This window comes from Microbacterium sp. AZCO (assembly GCF_039614715.1).
Lineage (GTDB): Bacteria > Actinomycetota > Actinomycetes > Actinomycetales > Microbacteriaceae > Microbacterium.
The window spans coordinates 797,631-814,512 of sequence record NZ_CP154857.1 but is presented as its reverse complement, the minus strand read 5'-3'; the positions used below and the strand labels follow the sequence as shown (position 1 = coordinate 814,512).

Annotated in this window: 16 protein-coding genes; 4 read left to right on the top strand and 12 right to left on the bottom strand. The window is 66.9% G+C overall.

Features of this window, described 5'->3' with window-relative positions; translation table 11 throughout:
* Positions 1–33 precede the first annotated feature (33 nt).
* Positions 34–978 carry a helix-turn-helix domain-containing protein gene (locus AAIB33_RS03780; RefSeq protein WP_345802225.1) on the top strand — a complete coding sequence of 315 codons (945 nt, stop codon included), beginning with the start codon at positions 34–36 and terminating at the stop codon, positions 976–978.
* Positions 979–1,468: 490 nt separating this feature from the next.
* Positions 1,469–1,903, top strand: coding sequence for a hypothetical protein (locus AAIB33_RS03775; RefSeq protein ID WP_345802224.1), 435 nt, complete (start codon positions 1,469–1,471; stop codon positions 1,901–1,903).
* Positions 1,904–1,970: 67 nt separating this feature from the next.
* Here AAIB33_RS03775 and AAIB33_RS03770 read toward each other — a convergent pair whose 3' ends face one another.
* Genes AAIB33_RS03770 through AAIB33_RS03755 form a run of 4 tightly spaced genes read right to left on the bottom strand, consistent with a single transcriptional unit; the run spans position 1,971 to position 4,030 of the window.
* Positions 1,971–2,948 carry an arsenic resistance protein gene (locus AAIB33_RS03770; protein ID WP_345802223.1) on the bottom strand — a complete coding sequence of 326 codons (978 nt, stop codon included), beginning with the start codon at positions 2,946–2,948 and terminating at the stop codon, positions 1,971–1,973.
* A 49-nt stretch (positions 2,949–2,997) separates the two neighbouring features.
* Entirely contained in the window at positions 2,998–3,288 is a 291-nt protein-coding gene (locus AAIB33_RS03765; protein WP_345802222.1) for a hypothetical protein, read from the bottom strand.
* Positions 3,285–3,701 carry a MerR family transcriptional regulator gene (locus AAIB33_RS03760; protein ID WP_345802221.1) on the bottom strand — a complete coding sequence of 139 codons (417 nt, stop codon included), beginning with the start codon at positions 3,699–3,701 and terminating at the stop codon, positions 3,285–3,287. Before AAIB33_RS03760 ends, AAIB33_RS03765 begins: the two co-directional genes overlap by 4 nt.
* Positions 3,698–4,030: a hypothetical protein gene (locus AAIB33_RS03755; protein ID WP_345802220.1), complete on the bottom strand. Its 333-nt coding sequence runs from the start codon at positions 4,028–4,030 to the stop codon at positions 3,698–3,700. The genes AAIB33_RS03760 and AAIB33_RS03755 overlap by 4 nt, the downstream gene beginning before the upstream one ends.
* Positions 4,031–4,138: 108 nt before the next feature.
* Here AAIB33_RS03755 and AAIB33_RS03750 point away from each other — a divergent pair, with 108 nt between their 5' ends.
* Positions 4,139–4,450, top strand: a complete 312-nt coding sequence (locus tag AAIB33_RS03750) for a thioredoxin family protein (RefSeq protein ID WP_345802219.1) — start codon at positions 4,139–4,141, stop codon at positions 4,448–4,450.
* A 284-nt stretch (positions 4,451–4,734) separates the two neighbouring features.
* Positions 4,735–6,237, top strand: coding sequence for an FAD-dependent monooxygenase (locus tag AAIB33_RS03745; protein ID WP_345802218.1), 1,503 nt, complete (start codon positions 4,735–4,737; stop codon positions 6,235–6,237).
* Positions 6,238–6,325: 88 nt separating this feature from the next.
* Here the strand turns inward: AAIB33_RS03745 and AAIB33_RS03740 are convergent, their stop codons facing one another.
* The 8 genes from AAIB33_RS03740 to AAIB33_RS03705 form a co-directional block, all read right to left on the bottom strand.
* On the bottom strand, positions 6,326–6,982 hold the full coding sequence (locus AAIB33_RS03740) for a thioredoxin domain-containing protein (protein WP_345802217.1): 657 nt from the start codon (positions 6,980–6,982) through the stop codon (positions 6,326–6,328).
* 76 nt (positions 6,983–7,058) lie between these two features.
* A complete protein-coding gene (locus AAIB33_RS03735) occupies positions 7,059–8,951 on the bottom strand; it encodes a cation-translocating P-type ATPase (protein ID WP_345803372.1) in 1,893 nt (630 codons plus the stop codon).
* A 202-nt stretch (positions 8,952–9,153) separates the two neighbouring features.
* Complete coding sequence (locus tag AAIB33_RS03730) at positions 9,154–9,495, bottom strand: hypothetical protein (protein ID WP_345802216.1); 342 nt, start codon at positions 9,493–9,495, stop codon at positions 9,154–9,156.
* Positions 9,492–9,827: a metalloregulator ArsR/SmtB family transcription factor gene (locus AAIB33_RS03725; RefSeq protein ID WP_345802215.1), complete on the bottom strand. Its 336-nt coding sequence runs from the start codon at positions 9,825–9,827 to the stop codon at positions 9,492–9,494. Before AAIB33_RS03725 ends, AAIB33_RS03730 begins: the two co-directional genes overlap by 4 nt.
* Before the next feature lie 179 nt (positions 9,828–10,006).
* Complete coding sequence (locus AAIB33_RS03720; protein WP_345802214.1) at positions 10,007–11,467, bottom strand: hypothetical protein; 1,461 nt, start codon at positions 11,465–11,467, stop codon at positions 10,007–10,009.
* Positions 11,468–11,534: 67 nt separating this feature from the next.
* Complete coding sequence (locus AAIB33_RS03715) at positions 11,535–14,114, bottom strand: DEAD/DEAH box helicase (RefSeq protein ID WP_345802213.1); 2,580 nt, start codon at positions 14,112–14,114, stop codon at positions 11,535–11,537.
* Positions 14,115–14,153: 39 nt separating this feature from the next.
* Positions 14,154–15,209 carry a hypothetical protein gene (locus tag AAIB33_RS03710; RefSeq protein ID WP_345802212.1) on the bottom strand — a complete coding sequence of 352 codons (1,056 nt, stop codon included), beginning with the start codon at positions 15,207–15,209 and terminating at the stop codon, positions 14,154–14,156.
* Positions 15,202–16,845 (bottom strand): N-6 DNA methylase, encoded by a 1,644-nt coding sequence (locus tag AAIB33_RS03705; protein WP_345802211.1) that lies wholly within the window; start codon positions 16,843–16,845, stop codon positions 15,202–15,204. The genes AAIB33_RS03710 and AAIB33_RS03705 overlap by 8 nt, the downstream gene beginning before the upstream one ends.
* Positions 16,846–16,882: the final 37 nt, after the last annotated feature.

Sequence of the window (16,882 nt, the reverse complement as noted above, 5' to 3'; positions counted from 1 at the left end):
CCATCCGCGTGAGTGCAGGTCGACCATCGCGGGATGACTGACCCCATCCCCTCGCGCGCCTTCGATCTTCACGCCGTGGGGAACGACGCGGTGGTGCAGCAAGTGGACGCGATGTATGGCGGCGGAACGTCGTACAGCCCGGGTCCGCGGGCGGAACTCAGGCAGGTCGGCGTTGTCGATGCTCACGCGAGCATCGCCCACGGCAAGATCAGCGCGAAATTCTTCGGCGTGCACGAGGGCTATGCGGACCCTGTGATCATGCGGACGCGTCGTGGCAACCTGCGGATATCCGCACACGGCGATGGTCGCCTCGTGCAGCCTGGGAATCCCACGATCTACCCCGTCGAAGTCGAAATCCCGTTCGCGATCGATCACATCGATCTCGATGTGATCCAGCTGTCCCGGGCGACTCTGAACGACGCAGCGCGTGACCTCGCGCCGGACGCGACCGGCCCTCGCCTGGATCGGATCGCGGGGCTTCGCCAGCCGTATGCCGACGCGTGGTGGGGCGCCCTCGAGCAGGTGCGGCTGGTCTACTCCAACGACGTCCTCTACGACAACGACCTGATCCGCGAGTCCGCCTTGAAACACCTCGGCGCAGTGACGGTTGTCGCATTCGCGCTCGCGGATGCGCCGCGCGATCGGGTCACCCGCACCGCACGCCTGGTGCGCAAAGCCGAGAGGGTCATGGACGAGAACCTCGATCGACCCTTGACCGCTTCGAGTATCGCTCGTTCGTGTGGAGTGAGCATTCGCGCTCTCCAGCTCGCGTTCCGTGCGGAGCTCGGGATCACCCCCACCGATCGCCTGAGAGACAAGCGCCTCCGGCGGACGTGGAACGCGTTGGTCAATGCGGATCCGACGGTGGACACAGTGGGCGCGATCGCCATGGCGTCCGGTTTCACGCACGCCGGCCGGTTCGCTGCTGCGTACGCGGCAGCGTACGGGGAACACCCGAGTCAGACCCTCGCACGCTGAAGGCATGGCGATGGGCAGTCGATGACCTCATCACATCTCAGCAACGAAAAAGTCCCGGAAACCCTTGAGTTTCCGGGACTTTCTGGTCGGGATGACAGGATTTGAACCTGCGACCCCTTGGAGAGTTCGGGCCATTTCCGAACCCCACCGGATGTCTTGAGAACCCTTGCGTTCCCTTGCGTTGACAGGGAACCGGACGGTTCGAGTTCTCCGATTGTATCGGGTCGCCTCGGGTCGCCCCTGGGTGATTGAGGTGGGAAAACGATGGCCTACTCCCCCGCGATGCAGCTCCTTCACTCCTCTGGCTACACGGCCTTCACACCCTCGCACTACCGATCTGGACCACCTCCTGCAAACGCGAGGTTCAGCTCGCATGTTGCCTCGTCGCTCCACGAGCTCGATCGGAGCGGGACCAATAGGAATGGCCCCAATGCGGCTGTCCGGGACCGGTGAGCAGTACGCACCTTCTCCATAGAGAAGGGAGCTCCAAATGAACAGCACCACCACGACGGCGAAGTCCATCGCGACGGAGTCCTCGGGCGCACCACCAGTCGAGCGACGCTGGATGAGCATCGTCTTTCTGCAGGGCGAGGAAGCCGACACCGTGATCGACATGATCGACCGGAATGGACCGGAGGCGGCGATCCATCACCTGTCCCAATGGGACTACGGCGATGAGACCCGGGATGCCGCGCTGGTGAACGGATACGTATACGACGAGATTCCCGAGAGTCCCACTGACCACGTCATCCGCGACGACGGATTCGGATACGTCCTGACTTACAACCATCACTTCGGGTACGTGTCACTCCTGCGCCGCTTCGATCCGGTTCTTGCGGGCACTTCAGATTACGTGGCACCACCGGCGCGTTCCGGGTTTGAGAAACGACGAACTGCGCGCCGCTCGAACGGGCTCCGACTGTGAATCTCACCGACCTCCTTCATCGGGCATCGCGCGTGGCGGGGACCTGTGCGGTCGTTCGTGTCGCCTTTCAGTCAGGGTGTGGTGGCCCGTGCGGGTTGAGGCGGGGGACGAGGCCCACCATCGCGACCATGGCGATGAGCTCGACGAGCGTCTGGGTCACGACGACGAGCGGGGTGATCGCGAATCCAGTCGGGAGGGCGAGGGCAAGCGGAAGCACGACGAGCGAGTTCCGGGTGGCGCCGCTGAAGATGACGGCGCGGCGGCTCGGAACGTCGAGCTTTCCGAGTCGGCCCGCAAACGCGCCGAGCGGTGCCGCGAGGAGCACGAAGGCGATGAAGATCGGCACGACCACAAGCAGTTGCGCGAGCGAACCGATCACGGCGGACATCTGTGAGGCGACGACGACGGCGAGGGTGAGCATCATGAGCGGAACCATCGCGGAGAGCAGCCCGTGCTGAATGCCGCGCGCAGCGCGCGACTGTCGGGCGAGGAGCTGCGTGATGGCAGCGAGGGTGAGCGGCAGAACGATCAGGAGCAGGAAAGCCTCTACGAACGGGCGCACGTCGAACTCCTCCACGACTGCCGGTCCCGCCATGAGCCACAGGTAGAGGGGAAGGAGGAGGATCTGCACGAGCATGAGCAGTGGTGTCGCGGCGAGCAGTCGCTCCTTCGCGCCGCCGGCGAGCCCAGCGAACACGATCACATAGTCGACGCAGGGTGTCAGCAGCACGAATAGTACCCCGACGAGCAGCGCCTGGTTGTCCGCGACGAATCGGCTGAGCGCGAACACGACGATCGGGATCAGGACGAAGTTGAGCAGGAGCACTGCGCCGAGGAATCGAATGTCGCGGAACGCGGTGCCGACTCGCGTCAAAGGCACGCCGAGGAAGGTCGAATACAGCAGCACCCCGAGGACGGGGTTGATGGCGAGTTCGAAGGGGTGGGCGAGCGCAGGGAGAGCGAGCCCGACGCCCGCACCGATAAGGATCGCCCCGATGTAGAGCGCGATCTGATGCCGTTCCCACCAGTCGATCGCGTTCCGCACCCTTTCAGATTGGCCGGACGCAGTACCCCAGTTCAAATCGATCGGCCGGTCAGCACGCACACCCGGCGTCACCGCACCCTGAGGTCACGGTCCGCACTCGACGCGAGCGATACAGCCACCACATTCCGAGCGCGAGCACGGCCAGCGCCGCCGCTGCGGCGATGAGAGCCTGCTGCGCGATGGCCGCACCGGCGCCGGTCAGCACCCCCGCGACGATCAGGTAGGGCAGAGCGCAGCATCCGACGCAGGCGAGCAGCGCCAGCACCCCCGCCACCTTGGTGCGCAGCGGCGCGCCCGCGGGGATCTCGCGACGCGCGCAGGTCGACTTCGTATCCGTCACGACGGGTCTTCGTGTGCGAGCTCGACGAACGGGATGGGACAGTCCGGGCAGGTGCAGCCCTCGATGCTCGTGCACCCCGCCGCCACGACCTGCTCGAGTGCTTCACGAATGGTGACCAGGTCGTCGATCTTGGTTTGCACCTCCACGATCTTCGCCTCGGCGCGCACGCGCAGGTCCGGAGTGATGTGCCCGCGGCGGCGGGTGTCGATCAGCTCCGCGACCTCGTCCAGGGTGAACCCAAGCCGCTGCGCGGCCTTGATCACACCGACGAGTTGAACAGTGTCGTCGGGGTAGGTGCGGTGCCCACCCAAAGTGCGCAGTGGCGGGGCGAGCAGACCGCGGCGTTCGTAGTAGCGCAGAGTCTGCAGGTTCACCCCCGCCCGCGCCGCGACCTCGCCGCTGCGCAGGGTCATCGGGCGCTCCCGGCGAGGCTCGTCAGCGCGGTCAGCACGTCGGCGTACTGCTCCGGCACGCGAATCGTCATCCTGGCGTGGTCATTGGCCGGTTCGACCTCGAAGTCGAAGAACGAGCAGCACGCGGTCTCTCTGGCGGCGAGGTCGCGCGCCGTGTTGAGGAGTGCTCCTGGAAGAGTGACAGTGGCCGAGGTCGGTGACGTGCGGTCAACCTGCCGGACGGAGGTCGCGAACAGCGCGGCGAACGCGCGAACGCGCAATGGACGGTCGGCAGTGGGCAGCGTGCAGGCGCCCGGAGCCTGCGTCAGGAGGTTCTCGAGCTCGGTCATGGACCTACCGTAAACCTGTACCCAAGTACCGGATGCAAGACCGGTGGGAATGTGCGCCGACGACGCATGCACCTGCTTCTTAGACGAGCGCGGCGGGACAATGGAGGCATGAAGATCGAGGTTCTCCACATCGACGACTGCCCGAACTGGAAGCGTGCGGACGACCGAATCCGTCAGGCATTGGATCACCTCCGGGACACCACGACGCTGGTGGAGTGTCGACTCATTCACACCCGGGAGGAAGCCGACGCGCTCCCGTTCGCGGGCTCCCCCACGATAACCCTCGACGACGAGGACCTATTTCCCGGCGAGGGTCGCACGTCGGATCTCGCCTGCCGCGTCTATGTCACACCCGACGGGCTCGCGGGGATGCCGACGGTCGACCAACTGGTGGAGGCGATCGGTTCGCATGGACACTGACCGCGTGAGCTGCTCGTGCTGCGGCCGCGACCTGCCACGAGCGAAGCTTCACGAGCTCGAGGCAGGGGGAGCACGGATCTGCCGCCGCTGCGGCCTGTGGGTCGCGCTCTGGTGGCGAGGCGATAGGGAGCCAGCAAGCTAGCCGCCGCGGATCCCCTTGCGCGTAGTGCCCTGAGCTGGGGCGTTCGCGTGTGACGCGTACCGGCGTCGTCACTGACCAACCGCTTTGTCGTGCGGCTCGGACTTGTCTCCTTCGATCGCACGGGTGGTGGAAGAGTGGTGGGGTGAACGTCGAGTATGACGTGATTGTCGTCGGTGCCGGTCCGAGCGGGCTGATGGCCGCGGTGTGTCTTGCGACTCTGGGGGTGCGCGTGCTCGTCATCGACCACAAAGATGGTCCGACGCGGGAGTCCAGGGCGTTGGCCCTGCAGGCGCGGTCGTTGGAGATCTTCGATCAACTGGACATCGCGTCCAGAGTCCTCGGGGAGGGAAACCCGGCCCCGTCGATCTGTCCCGGGTACGGGAGGCGCGTCTTCGGCTCATTGTCGCTGGCCCGGATGGGAACCGGTGTGACGCCCTACCCCGGGCTGTTCATCCTGGAGCAGAGCAAGACCGAGCGGATCCTCCGCGACGTGTTCCTCGCCCGCGGCGGCGAGATCCGGTGGGGATGTCGGATGCGGGACCTCCGTGTCGTGGATGAGGGCCAGTTGGTCGAGGTGGTGTGCGACGGCCGCGCCGGCGACGAGACGATCCGGGCGCGCTGGTGCATCGGCGCGGACGGAGCGTCGTCTGGTGTTCGCAATGCGCTGGGACTCTCGTTCGAAGGCGTGACGAATGAGCTGTCGTTCTTCGTGGCGGACGCCCGGGATGCCGCCGGACTGGTGCCCGACGCGATCAACATGCGAATCCATGGGGACGACTTCATCCTCGGATTCCCGATGGGGGCGCCCGGGCACTTCCGGATTCTCGGCGTCGCCGACGCCCCCGATGCGCTCCCGGATGCTGATCTCGAGCGACTCATCCAGCGTCGGCTGGAAGAGGGTTTCGGCATCCGATACTCCGAGTCGACGTGGTTCTCCCGCTATCGCGCGCACCATCGGCTTGCGACGCACTTCAGGGTCGGTCCGGTATTCCTCGTCGGCGACGCGGCCCACGTTCACTCGCCCGTGGGCGCCCAGGGCATGAACACGGGCTTGCAGGACGCGCACAATCTCGCGTTCAAGCTTGCCGAGGTCATCCGCGGAACGGCCGGCGTCGCGTCGCTGGCCAGCTACGAAGCTGAGCGTCGACCGGTCGCGGCAATCCTCGTCAAGACGACGGATGCCGCGTTCGTTCGCCTCACCTCTCGCGGCCGCATCGCCGGATTCGTTCGAGACAGAGTCGTGCCGGTAATCGCACCGCTCGCGCTGCCAATCGTGCCGCGCCTCGTCGGCACCGAGCGACTGTACGGTTACCTCTCACAAACACGGATCCGGTACCGGATGCCATCCGTGTCCGCACGCGACAAGGCGGTCGGGCGCCGCCTGCCCTGGACGGGCAGCAACTATGCCGCGGTCCGCCGCACGAATTGGCAGGTGCACAGCTACGGCGCGCCCGGAGCTGATTGCGTCCGAGTCGCTGGCGCGATCGACGCGGACCCGCACAGCTTCAATCGCGATCCGCACCACCGCTTGTCCGATCGGCGACTCTACCTTGTGCGGCCCGACGGGTTCGTGGCGGCTGCTGCCAAACCAGGGCGGGCCAGCGAGGTCTTCCTCGCAGTGAGAGCGTCACTCTCGGCCGTCTAAGACAAGGCGGGCACTGCCGCATCGGGATCCTCAAACGTGCGGCGTGCGGTGAGGGGAGGTCGCACGGGCACGGGGCCCGGCAGCGGGTTCAGCGGCCAGTCGCCGCATCCAGTGCGTCTGTGAGATCCGTCAGCTGACTGAGTTCGAGCTTTTGACCGCTGAGGAAGAACGAAGGTGTGCCGCTGACGCCGAGGTTTTGGCCGTCGTTGAAGTCTTCTTCGACGCGCGCTTGGGTGGCGGGGTCGGCGACGGCTGCGTCGTAGGCGTCCATGTCGAGGCCGAGGTCTTCGGCGAACGTGCGGAAAAGATCCGCGTGTGAGACCTGCTGCTCGCCCCACTGCGTCTGGGTCTCGAACAGTCGGTGGTACATGCCCTCGAACTCGCCTTGCTGAGCTGCTGCTTCTGCGGCGATGGCGGCGTTCATGGAGTTGAAGTGACCGGGAAGCGGGAAGTAGCGGATGACGTAGTTGATCTTGCCCTCGTAGTCGGCGCGGATCTGCTCGACAGTCGGGTAGAGCGAGCCGCACGCCTCGCACTCGAAGTCGAGGAACTCCACCAGGGTGGGCGCATCCTCCCCCGCGTTGTCGACGACGTGCGAGTTCGCGCGCGTGACCGGCGCAGCCCCCGCCGACCCATCCGGGACGGGTGTGGCGGGGCGGTTGAGGATCGTCACGATGATGGCGGCGATCACCAGCACGATGATGAGGGCGAGCGAGATGAGGGTGGCTTTGACGGGGGTCGTCACGAGGAAGGCTCCAGGTCGTAGTCGGGGCGGGTCATCGGGTCGGGGCGGGATGCCGCGGTGCGGTGCAGCTTGTCGTTCAGGTTCGGGCGGGCTCAGGTAGTGGGGCTGACGCGGCGGCGAGCTGACGGAGTGCGGCGGGTCGGCGGGCGGCGCGGACACCGTTGAGGATGACGATCACCTCGGCGACCTCATGGACGAGCACCACCCCGGCCAGTCCCAGGATCCCGAATAGTGCAAGTGGGAACAGCACGACGATGATCGCGAGGGCGAGGGCGATGTTCGCGGTCATGATGCGGCGGCCGCGGCGGGCATGGGCGAGGGCGCCGGGGATGAGCCGCAGGTCGTGGCCGGTGAAGGCGACATCGGCGGACTCGATCGCCGCGGCCGACCCTTTCAGTCCCATCGCGATCCCGACCGTCGCGGTCGCGAGCGCGGGCGCGTCGTTGATGCCGTCGCCGACCATCGCGGTCGGCGACGACTTGACCAGGGCGTCGATGGCAGCCGCTTTGTCGGCCGGCAGCTGCTCGGCGCGAACGTCGTCGATACCGGCTTGAGCGGCGATCGCCCGAGCGGTGCGGTCATTGTCGCCAGTGAGCATGATCGTCTCGATGCCCTGCGCGTGCAGCATCCGCACCGTTTCCGCCGATTCGGGGCGCAGTTCATCGCGCACCCCGATCAGCCCGGCGATCTGCCCATCGGCCTCGACAACGACAACCGTCATTCCCTGCGCGGCCATCGACTCCGCGGCTACCCGCTGCGCGCCGGGGTCGAGCCAGCGGGTGTTGCCGACCCGGATGGTCCGGCCGTCCACGGTTCCGGTGATGCCGTGTCCCGCGTCCTCGACGATGTCGGTCGCGGGGGTGACCAGTTCGCTCGCAGCGGTGATCGCCGATGCGAGCGGGTGGGTGCTCGTAGCCTCCACAGCAGCCGCCCACGCCAGGAGGTCCTCGCGATCGATCCCAGCGGCGGGCTGAACGTCGATCGCTGCGGGCTCGTTGCGGGTGAGGGTGCCGGTCTTGTCGAGCGCGACCGTGCGGATCGTGCCGAGCTGCTCGAACGCTTCACCAGACTTGATCACCACGCCGAACTTCGATGCGGCACCGATCGCGCTGATCACGGTGACGGGTACCGCGATCGCCAGAGCGCAGGGGGATGCTGCGACCAGCACGACGAGGGCGCGTTCGATCCACATTGACGGGTCGCCGACGAGGAAGCCGAACAGTGCGACAAGGGCGGCGGCGATGAGCACAGTGGGGACCAGCGGGCGCGCGATGCGGTCGGCCAGGCGTGCCCGTTCGCCCTTGCGCGCGTGGGCCTGCTCGACGAGCGCGACGATCTGGGTGAGGGAGTTGTCGCGGCCGTCTGCGGTTGCTTCGATACGCAGGGTCACTGACCCGTTTACCGAGCCTGCCGCGACGGGGTCACCGGGACCGACTTCGACAGGGATGGACTCGCCGGTGATTGCCGACGTATCGAGGCTGGATCGGCCGTCGACGACGACTCCGTCGGTGGCGACCCGTTCACCGGCACCGACGACGAGGATGTCCAGCTCGCGCACATCGACGGCGGGGAGTGTGACGTCGCCAGCCAGGCGGGACACGCGGACGGTGTCGGGGATGAGGGACAGCAGCGCGCGGAGCCCTTCCTTGGCGCGATCCATCGCCCGGTCCTCGAGCGCCTCGGCCAGCGAGAACAGGAACGCGAGCGTCGCGGCTTCGCCGACATGGCCGAGCAGGACAGCACCGATCGCGGCGATCGTCATCAGCAGTCCAACACCCAGGCGGCCCCGGAGCAGTCGGCGGATCGCACCAGGAACGAACGTGTACGCGCCGGCCAGCAGCGCAGCCCACTGCAGCACGAGCCCCGGCAGGTGCAGCCCAGACCACTCCAGGCTGTAGCCCACGAGAAGGAACACCCCTGACAGTGCAGACGGGAGGAGCGCAAGGTCGCGCCACCACGGCGGGCGCACCTCGGGTTCTTCGCCCGACTCAGCCGCTTTCGCCGCATCCGGGCCGCAGCACGCATCGCCCTCATCGAGCGGGAAGTCCCGTCCAGCGCCCGTGACGCGGGGCTCGGGCGCGCAGCACGCATCGCCGGCAGGGAACGGACGGGACACCTCGATCCGCCTCACCCTCGGCCTATTGAGCGGCTCGTCAGGGCCGCAGCACTCCTCACTCATCACTCACCGTCCCAGAAACGCTCGAGCGCTGTTCGAGGAAAGTCAGCGTCGCGAGTGCATCATCGCTGCCGGTGACGGTCAGGCTCAGCTCGGAGTGATCGGCATGGATCGACCAGGTCGCGAAGGCGCAGCACGACTGTTCTGTCCGCACGAGATCCGACAGTCGACCGACCGCGCCGCCGACGTTCTCGTAGTGCGCGATCAGTCGGCCCCGGTCGCGGTCGATGCTGGTCAGGTAATCGTCGTTGAAGCGCCGCCACGCGGCCAGCTGCTCCGCACCCGCACCGTCGGTGAGCGTGCAGGCGAGTGGGAGCAGAGCGCGGTCGGTGCTCACTCGCAGCACTCGCACTTCTCGTCCATGCAGGGCACGCCCTCATCCACGGCGACGACCGATTCAAGCAGCTGCTGCATCCCCCGCGTCAGGTGCGGGTCGGCGATCTCATAGCGCGTGCGGCGCCCCTCAGGGGTCGCGACGATCAGCCCACACCCGCGAAGACACGTCAGGTGGTTGGACACGTTCGTCCGCGTCAGGTCGAGATCCCGCGCCAACTCCGCGGGATAACTCGGACCGTCCAGCAACGTCAACAGGATCCGCGAGCGCGTGGGATCAGCCATCGCCCGACCGAGCCGGTTCATCACATCCAGACGCGAAGCAATAGTCAGCACACACTGACTATACATTCCCTGCTGAACAATCGCCAAGGCGGGGACTCAACGAGGATCCGCTTGCGGGCGATGCACGGTGGAGGGGACGTCATCGTTCGTAGAAGGCGTGCTCGGCCCCATAGAGGCGAGGAAGAGCGGGGGTATGACCGCCACGGCAGTGCCACGGGCCAGGTCGTCGTTCAGGGCTCGAGTCCCTCGATCATCCCCGAACGTTCAGCCGGGTCGATGTTGGAGGCAGATTCCTTCGGGCGCGCGTCGATTACCGTGAGACGAAGGTTGGTGCCGGTCTCGCGAGCGACGCGACTGACCACGGACGGCAGCGTTCTCAGACGGATGTCCGAGGGCCTGTTGCTGCGGAACCGAAGCGCCACGAACCAGCCGTGCTTCGAATGGTCGGAACGGAGGTAACTCGGGAGCTGGGCTTCGATACCGTTCCAGAACTTTCCGTTGTGTTCCTTCTTCATCTCGACGAGCAGGCGGGCAGATGCGCCCGACGATGCCTTGAAGTCGACCGGTCCCCGGCCCAGTTCTACCTCGCGGTCCAGCTCGACGCCGAACAATCTGAGGTACGGCTGAGCCATGCCGAGGTAGGCAAGTTGAGCGGCCTCCTCCGGCTTGTACGAGCCGTCGTCGTTGTGAAGCAGTTTCCAGCCCCGCTGCTCCTCGATGAAGTGCCGGAACTGGTCAATGGTCTTACCGACCAGAGTCACAACGTCAGCGACCGTCACCACTTGAGGAAGCTCGATCGGATGCTCGGCGGCCCATCGGGCCGGCTCGCGGTCCCACTGAACGACGCCGATCGGATCGGACTCGAAGTCGTACCCGGCGAGGTCTTCCCTGGACGTCTGCTCTCGCGCCCACGTGCGGACGCGATCCGGGTGGGACCGCGCCCAGCGAACGATGTCGGTTTTCCTGACCGCGGCGCCGACTGTCAGGTTCATCTGCAGCCGCACGTCCTCGTTGAGGTTCGAGTCGAACCAGTCGTCCGCGTTCAGGATCGGGAGCTCGTTGAGCAGCGACTGCGGCACCAGGATGATCGGCTTGCCGGTGGTCGGATTCTTCGGTAGCGCGACAGCCTCGTCCACCCAGCGTCCGGCGTCGAGATTAACGCGCGCGTGTCTGATCTTCTGCTCTTCGAGCGGAACGCGGTGCCTCGCGGCCACCTCCTGCGTGTAGCGGATCAGGCGCGACTTCAAGACGTTCGCGACCGCGTCGGAAATGCGGTCTGCGCCGATGCCCTCGTTGAGGATGCCGATCTCCTCGATGTGCTCCGGATTCTCCAGCCCGGCGCGGATTGCCACGGCGATGCCGTCAGCCATCCTGTTCGCGAATTGCGCGCCCGCCCCGGCACCGGAAGTCCCCTGCGCCGTGTAGCCGAGCCCGATCTCGCTCGGTTCGGGGAACGTCAGGAGGCGACGGGCGGCGATTGCGGACAGCGACTTCGGCCCTGTCGCCTTCGCGACGAGGCCGTAGCAATGGACGAAGTGCGCGATCAGCTCGTCATGCGCGCCGCCCCACTCGCCGTCAAGCTCCAGCAGGAGCAAGGGATCGATGAAAAGTTTGGTGTCGACGGTCAGGTGAGGATCGAACCAGTCGTCCTCGTCCGTCCGCTCAATATCGAAGGCCTCTGAGAAGCGCATGCGTGTGGTCCCCCTGTGTGCCCCTGATTATGACAGCGAGGCCCGCCCCGTCAAGCATGAGCGGGTTCTACTCAGCCCTGGCGTTGACCGGATCCCGCGTCAGCCTCTCGTGCACCTGGGAGGGAAGGATTCCGTGGCTGTTGAGTGTGTTCGCGACCAGCTCCCTAAGCTGCGGTTCAGTGCGACCTGAAGACTTCGCGAGCAGCTCGGCCCAGGCAGAGTCGACATCGTGCGCGATCTCCGCAATGCCCGGCGGCGCGGCGAAGTGCACGTGGCTCTCTGCTCCGGCGATGCCGTCCCCGTGGATCCCGGGCTTGGGCGAGACGACTATCGTCGCGCTCCCGACGGGGGCCGCGTCGAGGCCGACGTCCGCGGCAAGGAGACGGAGCTGGTCGTTCGCCTGGCGAATGTCCTTGTGCGGCACGACGCCCGTCGGCTCATGATCACTCTTCGCCTCGACTGCAAGCCACAATTCGTTTCCCCACGGCCAGACCGAGTCACAGCGTCCTCGCGGTTGCGGCTTGAACGCGGCCGCGCCGAGCATCTTCCCCAGGTCGGTGAGGGCCGGTTCGTACTTGCCGGGCTCTCTTTCGGCGAGGCCCGCATGAATCGCGCCGATCCGGCGGAGGATGGCCGCCTGGTTCACGCCGCTCGCGAGGCGACCGGCGATCTCGGCCACCGCCAATGCGTCTACCGCCGCGAGGGGAGAGTGCTCCGCCGCAGGGAACGGCGCCATCTGCCGTACCCACGAACCCAACCCGAGCACCTGCTCTGCCTGGCGGACAAGCGCGAGCGCGGCCGCGCGTCCGGCCTGATCTCCCGCCTGGTCTGCGGCCTGGTCCGACCAGACGGCTTCGAGGTACAGCCAGAACGCCCGGTAGCCCGCGGTTGCTCGGCCGCCGGCTCCCACGAGACGCGCGGCCTCGTGCGCATGCACCGCGGCATCGGCCCATCCCTCCGCGGTCGCTGCAGCCCATGCCTGGATCTCGTGCGAACTGCACTCCGCGAGCGCCGCGGTGCCGTCCGGCATCTGCTGAGCCATTTCCTTCCGGTAGTCGCTCAGAACCGGTTCGGCGCCCGCCCGCCAGGTGTCGTCGGTTTCCTGCTCGAGGAAGGCACGGACGTTCTCCATGACGTCCCCGACGCCGAACGCCTGCGAGTTCTCACGTCCGAACCGCAGCTCCGCCTGCAGTTCCGGATCGAGTGCCTGCGTGACTTCAGGGCGGGTGAGATAGCGGGAGAGCTCGCCTCCCAGCACCAACACGATCGCTGTGTCCCGCGGGCCGCGCGTGCAGCGACCCGCGCCTTGAATCACGCGCGTTCGCACGCGCGCCGCGAGCGCGACGCTCGCGCGGGCCCGATTCTGAAGGAAGCGCTCCTGGAGGTTGTCCTGGTTCGGGACGCCGTCCAAGGCCACCAGCCGGCAGGTGTCGCCGGGGAGGTCGAGCCCGTCGTACCGCGCGGCCAGCCCGCACACGCCATTCTTGAGTGCCGCAAACGGCCCCATCCCGTCCGCGACGTCATCCACGCCCATGACAGGCCACCCCGGCTGGGCCAGCGCAGCGGCGTCTTCCATAGCGACGTCCTTCTTGGGCGCGAGGACGAGCGCCTTACCTGCCTCGTTCGCGATGTCGCGCCCCAGGTCCGCGGGATCGGACTCCTCGACGAACTCCGGGAACACGAAGAAGCGCCGCCCGTACCGGGGCGGGGTCGTCGGTTGCGCGAGGCGATGGATGCCACTGCGTCCGAACGCCCGCTCAAGCTCCCCACCCTCGCCGAGCGTCGCGGACAGGTAGACGCGCTGCCTCGCCCCGGAGAACAACGCGTTCTGATGCGTCGGGGGAATGTATGGGCGCACCAGGATGCCCGAGTACGCGACGTACACCAGGCACGAGCTGAGGCCGGCCCGGATCATCGCGAACTGGTAGCTCTGAGATTCAGTGCACGTACCGAGCGCTTCCGCGAGGCTCGCGACCATTCCAGGCTGCCGGAGCGGCACGACCATCCGCACGTCGGCACCGATGTTGGGGTCGGGGTCGCCAGCGCGCAGGCGCTCGAGGAAAACGCCGTCGAGCGCAGGCGCGACGGCGTTGAGCACCGCGTGGTACTCGCCTGATTTCGCCCACCTGTTGATGCTGACGCCGTACGCCTCACCGACGTATTGTTCGCCCGCATGTGCGTCGTCGAACAGGATCAGGTCGGCGTCCGCCAGCCGGGGATTCGTGTTGAAGATGCTGCTGTACGTGGTGACCGCGATGGCGGTTGCCGACTCGTACGCGGCTTGCGCGCCGCTTGGCCAATCGCGGCTCCGCCCGATCAAGAGAGCCGTGCGGATGTCCTCCGGTCCCGCGGCCGCCACGACCTGGCGCGCGAGCTGCTTCGTCGGAACCGCATAGATGACTCTGGCCCGACGCTTGCGCCGCGTCCACTCCGCGATGAGCAGTCCGGTGAGCGTCTTCCCGGTTCCCGTGGGCAACTCCAGGGCGACGTCCGGCTTGCCGTCATGCTTGGCAAACGTCTTGAGCATCTCCGACTGGTGAGCCCAGAGGCCCGGCACAGCGCCCGGGCCAGGGTTCAAGTCATCGCGATAGAGATCCGCCGGCGTCGCGGGGACACTCCCGTCAGCAGTCGTTCGGACGAAAGGCATCGTGTATCGGCTCCCCCGGCGTCAACGGTTCGATCGGAATTAAGCAGTAGGAAGCTCGTCCGGCTCCACCGTCTTGAGACGCTCACGCGCCTCCGGGTGGTAACTCTCCGGCGTCACCTCGAGCACCCGCCTCACCATCTTCGTGAAGAAGCTGTTCGGATCGATGTGCCGGGGCATCGCGTCCCACCGGAGCGAGAGCGAGATCGAAGCGAGATCGCCGATCGTCGGCTTCTCGGGGAATGACCTGGGTTTGTCGTACTCCATCAGGATCATGCAGGTGGCGTCGTAGGCGTCGTGCTCCCGCTCGAGCTTGGTCAGCCGGTCGACGACCCCTCTCGCCCCCGACGGCGTCACCGTCAGCACGTCGGAGCGCAGCGCGAAGATGAATCCGAACGCCGCGAGCGGATAGCGCAGCCGCAGGTTCTTCGCGTCGCCGTAGCTTTCCTCGGCGCGGTTCGCCAGGTTCTTCCCGTACGACCCGTCCATGCGCTTCGTGGAGATGAGGATCTCCGGCCCGGTCTCCCAACGGCTCATCCCGGCGTCGACCTGCTTCTCGTAGAGCTTGCCGAGGATCCGGGCCTCGGAGCCCGCGACGCCCTGCACGCTCGACCGCCCGTCGATCCTCTCCCTGAGCGCGTCCTTTGTGGCTTTCAGGATGTCCTTGCTCTCGAGAAGGTTTCCCACGGGGACGGGGAGCACGCGCGGATTGCTCTCGCGCGGCCATACAGCGTTCGGTTCGAAACCTGCGCGCCTCAGCTCGTACGCGGTCCAGACGTCGAGCGCATCAGCCAGCACTCCCGAACGCGTCGGGACGCCCTTGATCGCGAGGGGGACGGAGAGAAGCTTGGTGAGGACCGACTCGTCGATGACGAAGGTCGGGACGCCGTCGACGAGCTGCCACGGGTTCGAATAGCCGCCAGCTGCGGCCTTCGCCTCCGCGATGACCTCGTCGAATAGCGGCCAGGCGATCGACGTAAAGGTGGCTTCCTTTGCCTTCTTGGCTTTCGCCTGTTCCTCCGCGCCGACCTCCAGCCCCGCCTCGTCCAGCTCCTGCTCGTAGTCCAGTTCGAGTTCCAGCTCGAAATCGTCAGCCACGTTTCCCTCTCGTGGTTCGGCGAGATTGCAGCGCGAGATGCGCGGCACGGATCGTCGCCATGTCGGCGTGCGGAAGGGAACGGAACAGCACCCGGTCGACGAGTTCGACGGCGTCTCTCAGCCGCCCGGTCTGCAGGCGTCTCAGGACGGGCGTCTTCAGCGCGCGGAGTACATCCGCGTTGGCCTCGATCAGAGCCCGCGAGGGCATCAGCCAGCGGTCAGCCTCGCGGGGCTCGACTTTCAGGATCCCGCCGCCGTACGAACGGCCGACGAGTTCGGCGGACAGCATCGTTGCGGAGTTGAGCGAGGCGACCGGAAGGAGGTCGCGTCCGAGCGTCCGGTACTCATCGCGGAGGTAGACGCCGTGCACGGAGTTGAGGTGATGCGCGCCGGCTTCGTTCGTAACGATCCGTGCGGCGTCCGCGTTCATGTATGTGAGCAAAAGGTCCGCCGGGCGCTGCAACGGCACCCGCCACCACGGCGAGCGCACTCGGCACTTGTATGCCTCGCTGACACCGGCCGTCTCGCCCGCGGCGACATAAACCTCCGCGGCACGGGACGGCTTCGCCGCGGGTCGGAAGAGGCGGGTGGAGCGGCCATCGCGGCCAAGCCGGGTCATGGCGCTCGGAGTCAGCGCGAGTCCGCGGAGGTGCGCGCTCCCCGGGGGCGAGAGAGGGATGACGTCACTGCGCGAAAGGCCGAGTTCAGAGGCCCTGGCCGGAGACATCGCGAAGTACCGGTTGTTGCCCGTGACCATGCCAAGCGTCGTGTCTCCCCACTCGGCGAGGGGTGTCATGGTCCCGGAGCCGACGGACCCCCGCAGGAGGTCGGCGGCGGCGGAGCCAGACACGGAATTGACCCATTTGCCGGCGGGGTCTTCCGGTGTCCAGCGCACGCCGGGAACGTCCTGGCGGAGATGGTCCGCGTCGAACACCTGGCGGATTACCGCGTGGTCAGTCGGGCCGAGCCCGTAGCCGCTCGCTAGGAGAATGAGCGTATCGGCCTCGGCCTCTTCGAAGACCTGCTTCTCGAAGAGCACAAGCTCGACGTCGCTGAAGCGCTCGAAGAGGAACTTGCGGACGGGCGCGGCGTAGTTGACGCTCAACAGTTCGGCAGGAAGGACGAGCCCGAGCCTCCCACCTTCCCGCAGGAATAGCGCCGACTGAACGGTGAATGACGCCCACGAACTCGCAAGGCCGGTAAGCGCGACTCCGGCGTTGAATGCGGCGCGGCGCGACCGTGCGCGAGCCTGGCCCGTCCAGTCCTGATAGCGCACGTACGGCGGGTTTCCGATTACCGCGTCGTACTCGGGCGACGGGGGTACCAGGAAGAAGTCGGACACCGTTATCCGCGCTTCTCCCCCAGCGGCTTCAGCACGCGCGGCACCGACGGCGGCGGAATGGGGGTGTATCTCGACCCCGTCGACGACGGGGCGGCCGACACCAAGAGACTTTAGCCGCGCGATCGCCTCGACGAGGAACGCGGCGTCACCGGCCGACGGCTCGAGGACCGTGTCTCCGGGCGAGCGCAGCGCCCATTCGGCCATGAACCGCGTTATGGGTTCGGGCGTGAAGAAGGCCCCGCGAGCTTTGCGGGCCTTCGCGCTGTCGCCCACCCCCCACGTTTCGCCTGACACGCATCTATCCTGGCCGACGCGTCGGACATCTGCCGGG